This window comes from Frigidibacter sp. SD6-1 (assembly GCF_030143255.1).
Lineage (GTDB): Bacteria > Pseudomonadota > Alphaproteobacteria > Rhodobacterales > Rhodobacteraceae > TMP-24.
The window spans coordinates 23,574-39,832 of sequence record NZ_JARJNR010000002.1 but is presented as its reverse complement, the minus strand read 5'-3'; the positions used below and the strand labels follow the sequence as shown (position 1 = coordinate 39,832).

The window sequence follows — 16,259 nt, the reverse complement described above, 5'->3', positions numbered from 1 at the left end:
GGACCGCTGCGTCGGGCCTGTCCGAAATCTTCAAAGATTTCGCGCCGGACCCTTCCGAAGGGTCCGGCCGGATTTCGTGCCGAAATCCGGTTGGCGGCAAACTCCTGCTTCCTCCTGGAAGGGCGGGCGCCCAGCGTCCGGGCCCTCTGCCTTTCCGGCTCACGTCGCTGACCCTGCCCGCCTTCGCCGCGGTGTGGCTGGCGCCGGGGCGGCCATGCTCGGCCGCCTGACCCCGGTGCGTCGGAGCGTGCGGCGGCCGCGCGTCCGGTGCTTGGGGGGCGCCTACTTCCCCACCGGTGCGCGGCGGAGCCGTCTGATCCGGCGGAGACCCCGCGCGCAAGGCGCGGGGTCAGGACATCTCTCGCCGCCCCGACAGGGGCCGGGGCGGCTCGGGTGCCTCCGGCGGAGGTATTTGGGCCAAGATGAAAGCGGTCAGAGCTGTTTCACCATCCGGTGGGCGATCTGGGTTTTCCGGCCGAGCGTGACGGGGCGGTTGGCGAGCGCCAGGCGGAAGCCTTCACGCTCCCAGAAGGCGCGGCCGCGCGGATTGGCGTCGAGGACCGCTATGTAGATCTGCGTGGCGCCCCGGCGGCGCGCCTCGGTCTCGAGATGGCGGAGGAAGGCTTGCCCGAGGCCGCGGCCACGCGCGGCGGGGGTGAACATCATCAGGCCGAGGAAGGCATCGGTGGCTTCGGGATAGCCGAAGGCGAGGTCGGCGAGGCCCGCGAGCTGGTCCTGCTCGAAGAGGCCGACGCGGTAGCTGGTGGCGGGGTCGGTGCCGGGCGGGTGGTCCGTGAAATATTCTTCTGTCACCTCGGTGTCGGGATCGGCGCCGCGTTCGAGGCGGACATAATCCGCCGCGTCGAGGAAGAAGCGATCGACGCGCACGCGGTCGGTCACAGGGTCGAGTGGGCGGATCAACATGGCAGGGGCTCGATCTTCACGACCTCGAGCTGGGTCGCGCCTGCCGGGCGGCGCCAGGTGACAAGCTCGCCCACCCGCGCGCCGATGAGCGCGCGGGCGAGGGGGGATTGCGGGGCGATGCGGCCGAGGCTCGCGTCGGCCTCGTCCTCGCCGGTGATTTCGTAGCTGCTTTCCCGGCCCTCGTCGTCGGCGACCGTAACGCGCGTGGCGAAGGCGGCTTCGCCGGGCGCTGCGGGCGGCGGGGTGGGGATCGCGCTGGCGAGGCGGGCCGTGAGGTAGCGGATGTCGCGTTCGGCGGCGCGTTCGGGCAGGCGGTCGAGCCGGTCGGGGCGGGCCTTCAGGGCGGCGAGGGCGGCCTGGGTTTCGGCGAGGCGTCTGTGCAGCGCGGCCAGCCCGCGCGGGGTCACGTAATTCGGATGCGGCGAGAGAGGCAGGTCGGGGAGGGGTTCAGTGTCCGGCCCGTCCTCCTTCACGAAGGCGCGGCTCATGGCACGATTTCCTCGAGCGGGTCGTAGTGGGCGGCGGTGCCTTCGGAAAAGGCGATTGCAGCGAGGCTGTCGGGCTTCAGCCTTATCCCGGCCAGTTCTTGCCGTTCGAAGAAGCGCCGGCGCGAGACGACCCCTTCGGGATCGCGCCAGCCGGTCGGCAGGCCCGCGCCCGCGAAGCTGCAGCGGAAGAAGAGGTCGACCTGGTGGAAGCCCGATTTCGGATCGTGGAATTCGTTCACGAGCGCGAGCGGACCGACCGCGACCTCGATGCCGCATTCCTCGTGCAGCTCGCGACGCAGGTTGTCAGGCAAGGACAGGCCGGGCTCGACCCCGCCGCCCGGGGCGCACCAGAGGTCCGACCGGGTACCGGGATAGGCGTTGACGAGGAGGAGTCTCTGCTCCTGCACGAGGATGGCGCGGACGGCGAGGCGGGGCGAGCGGTGCTTCATGGGCGGGAGAGTGCCTGTCGGCCGCCGGTGACGCAAGGGCGTGGTGCGAAAGGCTGGCGCGCGGCGCGCGGGGAGATTATTTCAGGGCCATGTTCCGTGCCCTGATCCTGTTGTTCCTGCTTCTTGCCGCGCCCGTGGCGCGGGCCGATTGCGTGGTTCTGCTGCATGGGCTGGCGCGCACCGATGCCTCGCTGAGGATCATGGAGCGGGCGCTGGAGGAGCAGGGCTACCGGGTGGTGAATTCCGCCTATCCCTCGACCGAGGCGCCGATCGAGGATCTGGTGCGCTTCTACGTGACGCCCGCCGTTGCCGCCTGCGGCGAGGAACGGGTGGATTTCGTGACCCATTCGATGGGCGGCATTCTTGCCCGCGCCTGGCTGGTGGATCACCGGCCGAAGCATATGGGCCGCGTGGTGATGCTCGCGCCGCCCAACAAAGGGTCGGAACTGGTAGATGCCTTCGGTGGGCTCACGCTTTTCGACTGGGTGAACGGCCCGGCGGGGCTGGAACTTGGGACCGATCCCGCGAGCGTGCCGAACCGGCTTGGCATGGCGCGCTTCGATCTGGGGGTGATCGCGGGCGACCGGTCGCTCAACCCGGTCTATTCCTATGTGATCGGGGGGGCGGATGACGGCAAGGTCTCGGTCGAGGCGACGAAGGTCCGGGGGATGAACGATCATATCGTGCTGCCGGTGACCCACACGTTCATGATGAACAATCCCCTGGTGATAGCCCAGGTCGAGGCATTCCTTGCCAATGGCCGGTTCGACCGCAGCCTGACCTACTGGCAGGCGCTGGGGCAGTTCCTGCCCTGAGCCCGCGGCCGGGCCGCTCATCGAGCCCTGCGTGCTCTCTTCGCTCTGTCCCTCTCGGGCCCCGGGCAGACCGTCAGTCGCGCGCGAGAGCCACGGATTTCACGATTGCATGGCAGGGCGCGCCGGGCGCGAGACCGAGCCCTTCGACCGAGCGGCGGGTGAGGCGAGCGCGGAGCGCGGCGCCAGCCGCCGTCAGATGGACATCGACGGTGGCCGGATCGAGATCGGTCAGGGAAACGACCCGGGCGGGCAGGATGTTCAGCGCGCTGAGGCCCATGGGCGGCACGGTCGCGATCATCACGTCGCGGGCGCGGATCATGAGCCGCAAGATTTCGCCCGGGGCGGGCTCGGGGGTCAGAGCGGGCAGGATCAGGCTTCCGTCGGAGAGGGAAAGGCGGCAGAGGCCTTGCGGTTCCGCGCCCGCATAGCGGGCCTCGATCAGGCTGCCCGGTTCCTCGCTGCCGAAGGCGGGGGCGGCGCGTGGATCGGCCAGGACCTCGGCGGTGGCGCCTTGGGCCCGCACCCGGCCTTCGGCAAGTGCTACGGTGCGGGTGGCGAGACGGGCCACCTCGGCAAGCGAATGGCTGACATAGAGGATCGGCAGGCGCGCCTCGTCGCGCAACCGTTCGATCAGCGGCAGGATCGCGGCGCGGCTTGCGGCGTCGAGGGCCGACAGCGGTTCGTCCATCAGAAGAAGGCGCGGGCGGGAGAGGAGTGTGCGCACGAGCGCCACGCGCTGCGCCTCGCCGCCCGAAAGCGTCGCGGGACGGCGGGAGAGGAGCGGGGTTAGCCCGAACGCCTCGGCGGTGGGTCTCAGGTCCTGCAGGCATCCGGCGCGCCGGGCGGCATAGGCGAGGTTGCCCGCCACGTCGAGGTGGTCGAAGAGGCGCGGGGACTGAAAGACCATGCCGATGCGGCGCCGGTGGGGCGGGGTGAAGCGGCGCCCGTCTTCCCATGTCTCCTCACCGAAGCGGATCAGGCCGCCGGTGCGCTCGAACCCGGCGATCGCGCGCAGGATCGAGCTCTTGCCCGCGCCGGAGGGCCCGAAGATCGCGGTGAGGCCTGTGGCGGGCAGGGTGAGGTCGATCTCGATCCCCCGGGGCCCGTGCGGCAGGCGGAAGGCCAGGTCGAGCCCGGTCATGCCGGGCGCCCGGCGCGGCGGTTGACCGCGTAGAGGGCCAGAAGCACGGCGAAGGACAGGGCCACGAGAAGGGCCGAGAGGGCATGCGCGGCGGGGTAATCTGCACGCTCGACCTGTTCATAGATTGCGATGGAAATGAGCCGCGTCTCGCCCGGGATATTGCCGCCGACCATCAGGACCACGCCAAATTCGCCCAAAGTATGGGCGAAGGTCAGGACGGCGGCGGTCAGGTAGCCGCGCAGCGACAGGGGAAGCGCCACGGTGAGGAAGGCATCGAACGGCCGGGCACCGAGGCTCGCGGCGGTCTCAAGGGGTGCAGGCCCGAGCGCGGAGAAGGCGGCCTGCAAGGGCTGGACGGTGAAGGGCAGCGAATAGAGGAGCGAGGCCAGAACGAGCCCCGCGAAGGAAAAGGTCAGCGTCTGGCCGGTCAGGGCGAGCCAGCTTGCCCCAAGGGGCGCCTGCGGGTTGAAGGCGAGGAGCAGGTAGAAACCCAGCACCGTCGGCGGCAGGACGAGCGGCAGGGCGGTCAGCGCCTCGACCAGCGGCACAAGCCGCGCGCGGCTCCGCGCGAGCCACCAGGCGAGCGGCGTGCCGAGAAGAAGAAGAAGCGCCGTCACCAGCGCCGCGAGGCGCAGGGTCAGCCAAAGGGGGGCGAGGTCGGGCAGGGCGCTCATGGCAGGCCGTAGCCCGCCGCGCCGATCGCTTCGCGTGCCGTCGGGCTGGCCAGGTAGGCCAGAAAGCCCGCCGCCGCCCTGTTCCGGGCGCCATGGGCCAGAAGGACAGAAGACTGGACGATCGGCGCATGATCCTCCTCGGGCACCGTCCAGACGCTGCCGCCCGTCTCCGCCGTCAGCGCGGCGGCGGCGACGAAGCCCAGATCCGCCGCACCGCTCGCCACCATGCCGAACGCCTGGCCGACATTCTCGCCGGTCACCAGTTTCGGTGCGACCTCCCCGGTCAGGCCCAGATGGTCCAGCACCTCCATCGCCGCCTGACCGTAGGGGGCGAGATCGGGATTGGCGATGGCCACATGGCGCGCGGCGCGCAGGGCGGCGGCCGGATCGCCGAGGTCGCGGGCCGGATCGGCGGACCAGAGCGCGAGGCGGCCGAGCGCGTAGGGCCGCGCCGTACCCCCGACGGCCAGCCCGTCGCCAGCAAGCCGGGCCGGAGTGGCGCTGTCTGCCGACAGGAAAGCGTCGAACGGTGCGCCGGCGGCAATCTGGGCGGCAAGCTTCCCGGTCGCCCCCGCCGTGATGCGGATGTCGTCGCCCGAGGCTTCCGAATAGGCATCCGCAAGCGCCTCGGCCACCGGCGCGAAATTCGTCGCGACCGCGACAAGCGCTGTTTCCGCGGCAAGCGCGGAGGGAAGAAGGAAGCAGAGCAGCAGGAGAAGGCGCGCCATGACCGGGCTCCGTTGTTTCCGAACGGATATAACGGAGCCCGCCCTGCGGCAACCGTTATTTCTCGTCGGACATATCGCGCCTCAGGGCCGCCAAACCCCCGATCTCGGCGGCACTCGCCGCACGGCTCGCAGCCTCCGCCCGGCGATAGAGTGCCAGCACCTCTGCCCCCCGCGCCGTCAACGCCGCCCCGCCGCGCTCCGCCCCGCCGCGCGATGCGGCGACCAGGGGCGCGTCGAACATTGCATTCAGCACTTCGACCAGCCCCCAGGCGCGCTTGTAGCTCATCCCCATCCGCCGCCCGGCAGCCGAGATCGAGCCGGTCGCGGCGATCCCTTCCAGCAGATCGGCCTTGCCCGGCCCGATCCACAGGCCGGGGCCCATCACCACCTTCAACCGCAGGCGGGGATAGAGGTCCTTCTCTTCCATATGGCGGCCCCTGCTCAAAATGCCCCTTTCCCCTCTTTCGTTCTCAAATATCCTGCGGGGGAGCGCGAGGGGGCGCAAGGCCCCCTCGCTGACCGGCGTCTCCCAGAACCGGCAAAGGAGAAGGAATGAGCACAGTCACCGTCGCCGCGACCCAGTTCGCCTGCTCCTGGAACCTGCCTGCAAACCTCGACCGCGCCGAAAGCCTCATCCGCCAGGCGGTCGGCAAAGGCGCACAGATCGTCCTTCTCCAGGAACTGTTCGCAACCCCCTATTTCTGCATCACCGAAGATCCCGCCCATTTCGCCCATGCGCTGCCGTTCGACGGCAATCCGGTCCTTGCCCGCTTCGGTGCGCTTGCGCGCGAACTGGGCGTCGTGCTGCCGGTCAGCTTCTTCGAACGCTCAGGGATGGCGCATTTCAACTCGCTCGCCATGATCGATGCCGATGGACGCACGCTCGGCCGCTATCGCAAGAGCCACATCCCGCAGGGGCCGGGCTATGAGGAGAAATTCTACTTCTCTCCCGGCGACAGCGGCTTTCGCGTCTGGGATACGGCCGTCGGGCGGATCGGGGTCGGCATCTGCTGGGACCAGTGGTTTCCCGAGGCCGCCCGCGCCATGGCGCTGCAGGGCGCGGAAATGCTCCTCTATCCGACGGCAATAGGTTCCGAACCGCCCGCGCCCGGCTATGACAGTCAGCCCCATTGGGAAATGGTCATGCGCGGCCACGCGGCCGCCAACATCCTGCCGGTGATCGCCTCGAACCGGATCGGGCGCGAGGAACAGGGGGACAGGTTCGTGACCTTCTACGGCTCGTCCTTCATCGCCGACCAATGCGGGCAGCTGGTTGCACAGGCGGGGCGCGAGGAGGAAGCCGTCCTGACCGCCACCTTCGACCTCGACGCGATCCGCGACCTGCGCCGCAGCTGGGGCCTTTTCCGCGACCGGCGGCCCGAGCTCTACCGCCCGCTCATCAGCCTCGACGGGCGCGCCTGACCTAAAGCGGCGCCGTTGCCGCATCCAGCCAGCGCCGCGCCCCGTCCGACAGGCGCGGCCCGATCTTCCGCGCCACCTCGGCATGATAGGCATCGACCCAGTCGACCTCGGCCCGCGTCAGAAGACCCGTGGCGATCAGCCGCCGGTCGATCGGCACGAAGGTGAGCGTGCGCATGCGAAGCATCTCGCGCTCGGCATCGCCGCCCTCAAGCACCTCCGCCGCCTCGACCAGCACCAGATTCTCGATCCTGATGCCGAAGGCGCCCTCCCGGTAATAGCCGGGTTCGTTCGACAGGATCATGCCCGCCTCGATCGGCACGTCATAACGCCGCGACAGGCCCGCCGGGCCCTCATGAACCGAGAGATAGGCGCCGACACCATGGCCGGTGCCATGGTTGTAGTCCTGATGGGCGAGCCACAGGGGATAGCGCGCGATCGCATCGAGATGGCTGCCCGCGAGGCCCTTCGGCCAGCGCAGCCGCGAAATGGCGATCATGCCCTGAAGGACACGGGTGAAGCACTCCTTTTCCACCTGCCCGGGCTCACCGATGGCCACCGTCCGGGTGATGTCGGTCGTCCCGTCAAGATACTGCCCGCCAGAATCGATCACCACGATCTCGCCCGCCGCGAAGGGCCGGTCGCTTGCCTCGCTCACCCGGTAGTGCATGATCGCGCCATTCGGTCCCGATCCGCAGATCGTCTCGAAACTGATGTCCTGAAGCGCGTTCGAGGCGCGGCGGAACCCTTCAAGCGCCGTCACCGCGCGGATCTCGGTCATGCCGCCCTTCGGCACGTCCCGATCAAGCCAGGCGAGGAACTCGACCATCGCCGCCCCGTCGCGCAGATGCGCCTCGACCATGCCCGCGACCTCGGCCGCATTCTTGCGCGCCTTGGGCAGAAGGCAGGGATCCTGCCCCCAGACGACCTCGGCACCCGCGTCGGCGAGGATACGGGACACGGCCACCGGCGCGGTCGCCCGGTCGACGCGGATCCTGCCGCGAAGGTCCCTGAGCGCGGCCTCGAAAGCCTTGGGCGCCGCGATCCGCACATCGGGGCCGAGATGGGCCAGGACCTCTGGACCAAGCTTGGCCTGATCGATGAACAGATCGACGCTGCCATCGGCAAGCAGCAGCCCGAGGCATTGCACGACCGGATTGCGCGGAATATCGGCGCCACGGATGTTGAGAAGCCAGGAAAGAGAGTCGGGAAGCGTCAGGACCGCCGCCGCCTGAGCGTCGCGGGCCAGCCCCTCGCCCAGCCGCCGCCGCTTGCCCGAAGATGGTTCCCCCGCAAATTCAAGGGGGTGAATGGCAACCCTGCCGCAAGGTGGCGCCGGCCGCCCGGTCCAGACCGCATCGACGAAATTTGAGGACGCCACAAGCAGGATGCCGGTCCCGGCCAGCCGCGCCTCGATCTCCTCGATCTCGCGCGCGGTGTGCAGCCAGGGGTCATAGCCGATCCGCGCCCCCGCCGGGGCCCTTTCCGCGATCCAGTCGCCCGCCTTCATCTCGGGCCAGTCGACGGGCGTATAGACCGAGAGGTCGACCTGCCCCTTCACCTGCGTGCGGTAGCGGCCATCGACGAAAACGCCCGCGACCTCCGGCAAGACGACGCAAAAGCCCGCCGATCCGGTGAAACCGGTCAGCCATTGCAGCCGCGCATCGCAGTCAGCGACATATTCCCCCTGATGCACATCGGCGCGCGGCACGATGAAGCCCTGAAGGTCGGCCGCCGTCAGCGCGGCGCGAAGCCCGGCCAGTCGCGCCGCCCCGTGCCCGGGCGCCGCCGTCACCTCGAAAGTCTGAAACATCGCGTCTCTTCCGTTTCCAAATATCCTGCGGGGGAGCGCGAGGGGGCGCAAAGCCCCCTCGCACGGATCGGCCGGGCGGAGCCCGGACGATATCACGCCACCTTCCGCATCCCCAGAACCCGCGCCCGCAGGCGCGGGTCGGCGTCGAAGAGGCTCGCCAATTGTTCGGTCATCGCGCCCGCCAGCTGCTCGACATCGGTGATCGTCACCGCGCGCTGGTAATAGCGCGTCACGTCATGGCCGATGCCGATGGCGATCAGCTCCACCGCCTTGCGCCGCTCCACCATGGCGATCACGTCGCGCAGGTGCTTTTCCAGATAGTTCGCCGGATTGACCGACAGGGTGGAATCGTCGACCGGCGCGCCGTCGGAGATCACCATCAGGATCTTCCTCTGCTCGGGCCGGTGCACCATCCGCCGGTGCGCCCATTCCAGCGCCTCGCCGTCGATGTTTTCCTTGAGGAGGCCCTCTTTCATCATCAGCCCGAGGTTCGAGCGCACCCGCCGCCAGGGCGCATCGGCGCTCTTGTAGATGATATGGCGCAGGTCGTTCAGGCGGCCGGGATGGGCGGCGCGGCCCGCCGCCAGCCATTTCTCGCGCGCCTGCCCGCCCTTCCAGGCGCGGGTGGTGAAGCCGAGGATCTCGACCTTCACCTGGCAGCGTTCGAGCGTGCGCGCCAGAACATCGGCGCAGATCGCCGCGATCGAGATCGGGCGCCCGCGCATCGAGCCCGAATTGTCCAGAAGCAAAGTCACGCAGGTATCGCGGAACTCGGTATCCTTCTCGACCTTGAACGAGAGGGGCGTCGTCGGGTTAGCCACCACGCGGGCAAGCCGCCCGGCATCGAGGATGCCTTCCTCGAGGTCGAAGAGCCACGACCGGTTCTGCTGGGCCTGAAGGCGCCGCTGCAGCTTGTTCGCGAGCCGCGACACCGCGCCCTTCAAGGGCTCCAGCTGCTGGTCGAGATAGGCGCGCAGCCGTTCCAGTTCCGCCGGTTCGGCCAGATCCTCGGCCTTGATCTCCTCGTCGAACTCGGTCGCATAGACGCTGTAATTCGGATCGGCGTCGGAATGGGGCGCGGGCGGCGGCGGTTCCAGCGGCGCGTCCGATTCCGGCAGTTCGGCTTCCTCGCCCTGCTCCATGTCGGCCATGTCGTCCATGGAGACCTTGCTCTCGGCCGCGTCCTGCTGATCCTCCTGGGATTGCTCGGGCGAGGCATCCTCCTCCTGGCTTTCGCTTTCCTCCTGGCCCTCGGTGTCGGGCTGATCCTCGGGCTCGGCCTCGTCGCCCTGATCCTCCTCGCCTTCGTCCGGGTCCTCGCCCAGCTGGTCGCCATAGCCCAGATCCTTGATTATCTGGCGGGCGAGGCGGGCGAAGGCGGCCTGATCGGCGAGCGCCTCTTCCAGCGTTTCAAGGCTGCCGCCAGCCTGCTGTTCGATGAACGGCCGCCAAAGCTCCATCACATGGCCCGCACCGCCGGGCATCGGGCGCCCCGTCGCCAGATGGCGGACAAGATAACCCGCGGCCTGCGCCAGCGGCGCCTCCTGCGCGGTCCTGATCTGCGCATAGCCACGCCGCTCGGCCTCGTTGGCGATCTTGGCATCGATATTGCCAAGCGTGCCGGGCATGTCGCGCGCGCCCACCGCCTCGCAGCGCGCGGTTTCCATCGCATCATAGAGGTCGCGCGCCATCTGGCCCTGGGGCATGTATTTCGCCGCGACTGCCTCACTATGATGACGGCGACGCAGCGCGAAAGCATCCGCCGTGCCGCGCGCGATCAACACCTCGTCCCGCGTCAGCCGGCGAGAGACCTGCGGCAGCCGCATCGTATCGCCGGTCATGCCGGGCGGATCGACCGAATAGGTGACGGTCAGTTCGGGCTCGTCGGCGAGGGTCTTTGTCGCCTCGGCGAGCGCCTTCTTGAACGGATCGGCGGGGTTGTCGGAGCGTTGGGTCATGAGCGGCACTCAACCATTACAGCCTGGGTGCCGCAAGGGGTTCATGACGTAGGATGGGCAGTATTGCCCATCCTACGGGTGAAGCTCGAATAGGGCCAGTGCTCGGGCTCTTCTACCAGCCCGTGTCTTACCGGGTTGGTTCGGCAATAATCCATCGCGGCGATGAAATCCTTCTCGCTGCGGATGGCATGCTCCCAGAAACGACGCTGCCAGAGCCCACGCTCGCGTTTGCGCCGTTTGCTGTCACACGGGTCGAATTGGTCGCAGAGCGCATGGGAGAAACGTGCCTTGATGCGGCGCCAGCGTTCGGAAAACTGGACGCAGTCGGCGGGCTCGGTCCAGATGGCATGTAAATGATCGGGCAGGATGACGATGGCCGGGCAGGTGACCGGACGTTCGGCGATCGTCTTGCGATAGGCTTCGCGCAGGCAGGCGATATTGTCGGTCAGCGTGGTCCCGCCCCGTTCCTGGAGGCAGAGCGTGAAGAAATATGTGGCGCCGGGCAGGCGGAGGCGGCGGTAGTTTGTCATTGCGACAAACTCGCGTGACTTGGTTAAGGGCGCGTTAAATCCGGCGTAGGATGGGCAATATTGCCCATCCTACCTGATCGACTGAGAGGCCGCGCTTTCCGGCAGTTCCTCGTCGAAGCAGCGCTGGTAGAACTCCGCTACCGTCTGGCGCTCCAGCTCGTCGCACTTGTTGAGGAAGGTCAGCCGGAAGGCATAGCCGAGATTGCGGAAGATCTCGGCGTTCTGGGCCCAGTTGATCACGGTCCGCGGGCTCATGACGGTCGAGAGATCGCCGTTCATGAAGGCGGTGCGCGTCAGGTCGGCCACCGTCACCATCTGGCTGATCTGCTTGCGGCCCTTCTCGGTATTGTAGTGCGGGCTCTTGGCCAGCACGATCGCGGCCTCGGCGTCGTGGCTGAGGTAGTTCAGCGTCGAGACGAGGCTCCAGCGGTCCATCTGCGCTTGGTTGATCTGCTGGACGCCGTGGTAAAGCCCGGTCGTATCGCCCAGGCCCACGGTGTTCGAGGTGGCGAAGAGGCGGAAGGAGGGGTGTGGCGTTATGATCTCGTTCTGATCAAGCAGCGTCAGCTTGCCGTCATGCTCCAGAACCCGCTGGATGACGAACATCACGTCCGCCCGGCCCGCGTCATATTCGTCGAAGACGATGGCGACGGGGTTGCGAAGCGCCCAGGGCAGGATGCCTTCGTGGAATTCGGTCACCTGCTTGCCGTCGCGCAGCTTGATCGCATCCTTGCCGATGAGGTCGATCCGGCTGATGTGGCTGTCGAGGTTCACCCGGACACAGGGCCAGTTCAGCCGCGCCGCGACCTGTTCGATATGGGTCGACTTGCCGGTGCCGTGATAGCCCTGGATCATGACCCGGCGGTTGTAGGCGAAGCCTGCAAGGATCGCGAGCGTCGTGTCGGGGTCGAACTTGTAGGTATGGTCCACCTCCGGCACGCGGTCGGTGCGGTCGGCAAAACCCTTGACCTTCATTTCGGTGTCGATGCCGAAGACATCGTGGACCGAGATTTCTTCCGTGGGTTTTGCCTGATGATCCAACATACCGTCCGCCGTTCTCTAGGGGCCGGCAGGGCCGGCCGGAGCCTGACGATTGATGGACGATTATCGGGGGGGGTGCAAGGTCGGGGGGCGTCGTTTCCGCGCCAAAACCGGCGCCGCGACGCAGCTGAATTGTACTCGTGACAAATCGGCGCTGCCCGTGATGCGTGCCCACGCAACTTTTACCCGCCGTGATCCGTAAATCTGGCATCACTGGAACGATGCATCGAAAGGACACTGCGATGATGACACGGCGAACCCTCCTCAGCCTCGGCAGCGCCCTTGCGGCGCTTGGTGTCGCACGGCCCCTGGCGGCCGAGGAGACATTCGAGGTGACGAAGACCGAGGCCGAATGGCGCGCGATCCTGACGCCCGCGCAATATGCCGTGCTGCGCGAGGAAGATACCGAGCGCGCCGGATCGAGCCCGTTGAACGACGAGCACCGCAAGGGCACCTTCTTCTGTGCCGGATGCGATCTGGCGCTTTATTCCTCGGACGCCAAATACGACAGCGGCACCGGATGGCCGTCGTTCTTTGAACCCCTGCCGAATGCCATCGCTACCAAGGCCGACTGGGGGCTCCTCGGCAAACGGACCGAGGTCCATTGCCGCCGCTGCGGCGGGCATCTGGGCCATGTCTTCAACGACGGGCCGGAACCCACCGGCAAGCGCTATTGCATGAACGGTCTGGCGCTGGTCTTCCGACCGGCGTGACCTTTCTTTTCAAAGGGTTGGCGGAATACACTGTACGAAACGTCAAAGAGACATCAGCAACCGAATGGAGGATCTGATGTCTCGACTTTCCCATGCCGGCACCGCCGGTTTTCTGCTTTGGGGCCTTTTGCATGTCTTGGGTGGCGGCGCCATCCTCGCCGGTCTGGCCGAGAGCCCAGAGGCGGGCTTTGCCTTCTATCGCAGCGCGGATGGGCCGCAATCACCGCTTGCGGGTGCCATACTTGGCTATCTTTCCTACCTGTTCGTGACCCTTGGTTTGGCCGCAGCGGCGATTGCCATCTTCGCCAACCGGCGCAATGACCCGATGGGACTTGCGGTGAACAGCTTGCTGGTGCTGGCCGTCGAAGCCGGGCTGATCATCTTCGTGCTCGTTCCGGGACATCTTGCCTTTACCGATGCCCTTCCGGGTTTCATTCTGGCCGCGGTCGGGATCACTTTCGGCGGCATTGCCTGCCGGGGAGGGCATGATGCAACAGCAACCCGCTGAGGAGCTTGTCGAACGCGCACGGCAGGGCGACCGCGCCGCCTTCGATCGGCTGGCGGCCGCCCACCTGCCGCGACTGCGGTCGGTCGTGCGTCGTCTGGTTGGGGTCGTCGAGGATGGCGACGACATTCTGCAGGACACGCTCGTCAAGGCCTGGCGGGGCCTTGACGGCTTTCGCGGCGAGTCTGCCTTTTCGACTTGGCTGACGGCGATCGCGACGCGTACGGCGCTGGACCATCTGCGCGCCGGCAAGCGTTGGCGGGCCGAGGCTCAGGTGGCTTATGCCAACCTCTGCTATGGGTCCGAGGAGCTGTCGGGCGAGGTCATGGCCGCCGCCAGCGCCCCGGACTTCGCCTTTGAAGTGCGGGAACATGTGGCCTATTGCTTTGCCTGTGTCGGCCGGTCGCTGCCGCCGGACGAAATGGCGGCACTGGTTCTGCGCGACGTGATGGAGTTGTCGGCGCGTGAGGCATCGACAGTGCTTGGCACATCCGATTCCGTCCTTCGCCACCGGCTGTCGGCTGCGCGGCAGGCAATGACCGAGCGCTTCGAAGGTCTCTGCTCGCTGGTTTCGAAAACCGGAATCTGCCACCAGTGCAAGGGTTTGCAGATGCTGGCGGTCGAGGACCGCCGGGGCGGGCCGTTTCCAGACGTCTCGTCGGTTGCCGATCGTATCGCTATCGTGCGGGCCGCCGAGCCGGGTAGCATGGAAGCGCTGCACGCGATCTTCTGGCGCCGTACCGCCGAGATTGAGGTTGAGGGCCTTGGGGCGACCACGCCCGACAGCGGCTGCGGCACGGACGGCTGACTGGTTCCAGGACCGACGGCCGATCCGGTGCGGGTCAGGTCGTCGGCACGCCGTCAGTCCTTGAAATTCCGGCTGTCCTTGATCTGGTCCCAGGCCCAGACAACCTCTTGCAGGCGCTCCTCGTCCGACCGGTCGCCGCCGTTCATGTCAGGGTGAAGATCCTTCACGAGGCCCTTGTATTGCTTGCGAATCTCGGTCTTGGTCCAGCTGTCCTTCGCCTCGAGGATATCCAGCGCCCGCCGTTCGGTCGGCGGCAGCTTGCGGCCCGCGACGCGCCCGGGGTTCAGCGTGGCATTGGCCCCCAGAAGCTCCATCGGATCGTCGATGCCGAGGCGCTGCCAGGCGCGGTCCTCGTCGCCCTTCTTGCCGAAGGGCTTGGTCTCACGGCCCCAGACCCGGTCCTTGTCGATGAATTTCTCGAACTCTTCCTCGGTCGTGCCCTGAAAGAAGTTCCACTTGAGGTTATATTCGCGCACATGCTCGCGGCAGAACCAGAAGTAATCGTCAAGCGTGTCGGGCGATTTCGGCGCGCGGTACTGGCCGGCCTCGGTGCAGCCCTTGTGGTCGCAGCCGCGGCTAGACGTCTCGAACGCGCCGGACATGCCGCGCTTGCCCTTGGTGCGGCGCTTCTTGTCGGACGCGGCCGAAATGTCGAAACCGAACGGGTCGTTTCTGGTCATGGAAATCCTCGGGCACCTTTCCGACTCGGGCGCACGAGTTTAGGGCTTTTGCCGGGGCTTTGAAGAGGGTTTGGGTGAAAAAAATGGGATTGGCGGCAGAAATCGAAGAAACGCTGCGCGCGGCTTTCGCCCCGGAGTTTCTGGAAATCGAGGATGAAAGCGAGCGGCACCGGGGGCACGCGGGCTTCCGCGAGGGCGGCGAGAGCCATTTCCGCGTGCGGATGCGGGCAGGGGCGATGGCGGGTCTTGGGCGGGTCGAGCGGCACCGCGCGATCCACCAGGCACTCGGGCCGGGAATCATCGGGCGCCTGCACGCCCTGTCGCTTGATCTTGACGGCCCCTGCGAAGGTCCCTCAGCACGTCCCTCAGCGGGGTGAGGGCTGTTCCGCGCCGCGGACGAAGGGCGTTACGTTGACCGGAAGGGCCGCTGCGCGGCGGACCCGCCTCGGGCGGACTTTGGGCGGCTGAACCGGTCGCGTCGCGGCGCCGGTCACCGGACGGCGGAAGACCAGGAAATCCTCGTCCACCGTTCGGCGCAGGACAAGCCAGGCGCGCTTTTCGACCGGCATCGCCTCGCGCCCGACAAATTCCCATCCCGCCGAGGTGACGAGGTTGATCTGCCGTTGAACGGTGGGCGCGAACGAGGCGCCATCATCGGCAAGCACGCCCTGACCGGCGCGCTGCCGGGGCGCTGGAATCAGCTTGTATTCGAACGTGGTCATGTGAAGCCCCCAAACCCTGGCTTCAGGGTGAGGGGCAGGGCGGTGCCCGGCAAGTCAATTGCGGCTAAATTGTGTCTATTCAGAGGTAATAATGGGGCCGTGCCGCCGAATGCGTGACCCATCTTGTTGATATAAAACAGATACAATGCTGAGTTGTGGTCGCGCGCGCCATGGTGGCATTGGTGGCTGATCGGCAGACAAACTGCGCCAGGTTCCACTTTTGGCGCCAGAAGCGCACCAGTGGAGTTAGGACGGCGTTTCGCCGACCGTGCCTTCAGCGGCGCTTTCGGGCGGCGGTTCTGCCGGGCCAAGCTTCGGCGCGGCGCCGCTTTCGTCATTCAGGAGGAGCCTCGGCGCCGCCGGGGGCGCATCGGCCTCGACGCGGCCGGTCAGGCGCCCGAGGCGGAAGAAGGATTTGGGCGCCGCCTCTGCCGTGCCCGCCTCCGCCACCGCCGCCTCGACCGGGCGGCGGAAGACCAGAAGGCTCACATAGACCTGCCGACGCTTCGACAGGCCGGTGCGCTCGGTCGTCTGCAGCATGTCGGAGCGGACATATTCCCAGCCTTCGCGCGCCTCGGCGTTGATCGCGGAAGCGAGTGCAACCGCCATGCGGGCCTCGGTCGTCTTGGCGCCGCGCGCCTTTTCGCCGTCGGCGGGCGCGGGAATGACCTTGTACTCGTAGTGCTGCATGATGGAGCTTGCCCTCGTCTGCCCAGCCGTGTGCCCGGATTCGCGCACACTACCCCAAGGCGCGGCGCGCCTCCACCTATGCCGGTGCCCGGCGCGATTTCCGAGGGGAATTTTTCGCCGAAAGGCCCGTGACGCAACGGCATTTCGGCCCGGATGCCACA

20 protein-coding genes are annotated in these 16,259 nt (G+C 67.4%); 6 read left to right on the top strand and 14 right to left on the bottom strand.

The window, feature by feature from the left end:
- Window positions 1-432: 432 nt before the first annotated feature.
- The 3 genes from P0645_RS04680 to P0645_RS04670 are packed head-to-tail and all read right to left on the bottom strand — an operon-like array spanning window position 433 to window position 1,861.
- Window positions 433-924, bottom strand: a complete 492-nt coding sequence (locus tag P0645_RS04680; protein ID WP_284163412.1) for a GNAT family N-acetyltransferase — start codon at window positions 922-924, stop codon at window positions 433-435.
- Entirely contained in the window at window positions 918-1,412 is a 495-nt protein-coding gene (locus tag P0645_RS04675) for a GreA/GreB family elongation factor (RefSeq protein WP_284163411.1), read from the bottom strand. The genes P0645_RS04680 and P0645_RS04675 overlap by 7 nt, the downstream gene beginning before the upstream one ends.
- Window positions 1,409-1,861 carry an NUDIX domain-containing protein gene (locus P0645_RS04670; protein ID WP_284163410.1) on the bottom strand — a complete coding sequence of 151 codons (453 nt, stop codon included), beginning with the start codon at window positions 1,859-1,861 and terminating at the stop codon, window positions 1,409-1,411. Before P0645_RS04670 ends, P0645_RS04675 begins: the two co-directional genes overlap by 4 nt.
- An 89-nt stretch (window positions 1,862-1,950) precedes the next feature.
- Between P0645_RS04670 and P0645_RS04665 the strand changes: the two genes are divergently transcribed.
- A complete protein-coding gene (locus P0645_RS04665; RefSeq protein ID WP_284163409.1) occupies window positions 1,951-2,676 on the top strand; it encodes an alpha/beta fold hydrolase in 726 nt (241 codons plus the stop codon).
- A gap of 73 nt (window positions 2,677-2,749) precedes the next feature.
- Here the strand turns inward: P0645_RS04665 and modC are convergent, their stop codons facing one another.
- Genes modC through P0645_RS04645 form a run of 4 tightly spaced genes read right to left on the bottom strand, consistent with a single transcriptional unit; the run spans window position 2,750 to window position 5,646 of the window.
- Window positions 2,750-3,817 (bottom strand): molybdenum ABC transporter ATP-binding protein, encoded by a 1,068-nt coding sequence (gene modC, locus P0645_RS04660; RefSeq protein ID WP_284163408.1) that lies wholly within the window; start codon window positions 3,815-3,817, stop codon window positions 2,750-2,752.
- Complete coding sequence (gene modB / locus P0645_RS04655; RefSeq protein ID WP_284163407.1) at window positions 3,814-4,491, bottom strand: molybdate ABC transporter permease subunit; 678 nt, start codon at window positions 4,489-4,491, stop codon at window positions 3,814-3,816. Before modB ends, modC begins: the two co-directional genes overlap by 4 nt.
- Window positions 4,488-5,219, bottom strand: coding sequence for a molybdate ABC transporter substrate-binding protein (gene modA, locus P0645_RS04650; protein ID WP_284163406.1), 732 nt, complete (start codon window positions 5,217-5,219; stop codon window positions 4,488-4,490). The genes modB and modA overlap by 4 nt, the downstream gene beginning before the upstream one ends.
- 55 nt (window positions 5,220-5,274) lie before the next feature.
- Window positions 5,275-5,646: a winged helix-turn-helix domain-containing protein gene (locus P0645_RS04645; RefSeq protein ID WP_284163405.1), complete on the bottom strand. Its 372-nt coding sequence runs from the start codon at window positions 5,644-5,646 to the stop codon at window positions 5,275-5,277.
- A gap of 125 nt (window positions 5,647-5,771) precedes the next feature.
- On the opposite strand from P0645_RS04645, the gene aguB reads away from it, so the two are divergent.
- Window positions 5,772-6,641, top strand: a complete 870-nt coding sequence (gene aguB, locus P0645_RS04640; protein WP_284163404.1) for an N-carbamoylputrescine amidase — start codon at window positions 5,772-5,774, stop codon at window positions 6,639-6,641.
- A gap of 1 nt (window position 6,642) precedes the next feature.
- Here aguB and P0645_RS04635 read toward each other — a convergent pair whose 3' ends face one another.
- The 4 genes from P0645_RS04635 to cobS all read right to left on the bottom strand — a co-directional run bounded on the left by P0645_RS04635 (window position 6,643) and on the right by cobS (window position 11,983).
- Entirely contained in the window at window positions 6,643-8,451 is a 1,809-nt protein-coding gene (locus P0645_RS04635) for an aminopeptidase P family protein (RefSeq protein WP_284163403.1), read from the bottom strand.
- Between the two features lie 92 nt (window positions 8,452-8,543).
- A complete protein-coding gene (gene cobT, locus P0645_RS04630; RefSeq protein WP_284163402.1) occupies window positions 8,544-10,409 on the bottom strand; it encodes a cobaltochelatase subunit CobT in 1,866 nt (621 codons plus the stop codon).
- Between the two features lie 41 nt (window positions 10,410-10,450).
- Window positions 10,451-10,939 carry an REP-associated tyrosine transposase gene (locus P0645_RS04625; protein ID WP_284163401.1) on the bottom strand — a complete coding sequence of 163 codons (489 nt, stop codon included), beginning with the start codon at window positions 10,937-10,939 and terminating at the stop codon, window positions 10,451-10,453.
- Between the two features lie 69 nt (window positions 10,940-11,008).
- The gene (gene cobS / locus P0645_RS04620; protein ID WP_284163400.1) at window positions 11,009-11,983 is read right to left on the bottom strand and encodes a cobaltochelatase subunit CobS; all 975 of its coding nucleotides are present in this window, start codon (window positions 11,981-11,983) and stop codon (window positions 11,009-11,011) included.
- A 242-nt stretch (window positions 11,984-12,225) separates the two neighbouring features.
- On the opposite strand from cobS, the gene msrB reads away from it, so the two are divergent.
- The 3 genes from msrB (at window position 12,226) to P0645_RS04605 (ending at window position 14,006) form a co-directional block, all read left to right on the top strand.
- On the top strand, window positions 12,226-12,693 hold the full coding sequence (gene msrB / locus P0645_RS04615; protein ID WP_284163756.1) for a peptide-methionine (R)-S-oxide reductase MsrB: 468 nt from the start codon (window positions 12,226-12,228) through the stop codon (window positions 12,691-12,693).
- Window positions 12,694-12,769: 76 nt separating this feature from the next.
- Window positions 12,770-13,201, top strand: a complete 432-nt coding sequence (locus P0645_RS04610; protein ID WP_284163399.1) for a hypothetical protein — start codon at window positions 12,770-12,772, stop codon at window positions 13,199-13,201.
- Entirely contained in the window at window positions 13,182-14,006 is an 825-nt protein-coding gene (locus P0645_RS04605; RefSeq protein WP_284163398.1) for an RNA polymerase sigma factor, read from the top strand. The genes P0645_RS04610 and P0645_RS04605 overlap by 20 nt, the downstream gene beginning before the upstream one ends.
- A 53-nt stretch (window positions 14,007-14,059) precedes the next feature.
- Here the strand turns inward: P0645_RS04605 and P0645_RS04600 are convergent, their stop codons facing one another.
- Window positions 14,060-14,686, bottom strand: a complete 627-nt coding sequence (locus P0645_RS04600) for a DnaJ domain-containing protein (RefSeq protein ID WP_284163397.1) — start codon at window positions 14,684-14,686, stop codon at window positions 14,060-14,062.
- Between the two features lie 83 nt (window positions 14,687-14,769).
- Here P0645_RS04600 and P0645_RS04595 point away from each other — a divergent pair, with 83 nt between their 5' ends.
- Complete coding sequence (locus tag P0645_RS04595) at window positions 14,770-15,063, top strand: BolA family protein (RefSeq protein ID WP_284163396.1); 294 nt, start codon at window positions 14,770-14,772, stop codon at window positions 15,061-15,063.
- Here the strand turns inward: P0645_RS04595 and P0645_RS04590 are convergent.
- The gene (locus tag P0645_RS04590) at window positions 15,052-15,408 is read right to left on the bottom strand and encodes a hypothetical protein (RefSeq protein WP_284163395.1); all 357 of its coding nucleotides are present in this window, start codon (window positions 15,406-15,408) and stop codon (window positions 15,052-15,054) included. The genes P0645_RS04595 and P0645_RS04590 overlap by 12 nt on opposite strands.
- A gap of 246 nt (window positions 15,409-15,654) precedes the next feature.
- Window positions 15,655-16,098, bottom strand: a complete 444-nt coding sequence (locus tag P0645_RS04585) for a DUF4177 domain-containing protein (RefSeq protein ID WP_284163394.1) — start codon at window positions 16,096-16,098, stop codon at window positions 15,655-15,657.
- Between the last annotated feature and the right edge of the window lie 161 nt (window positions 16,099-16,259).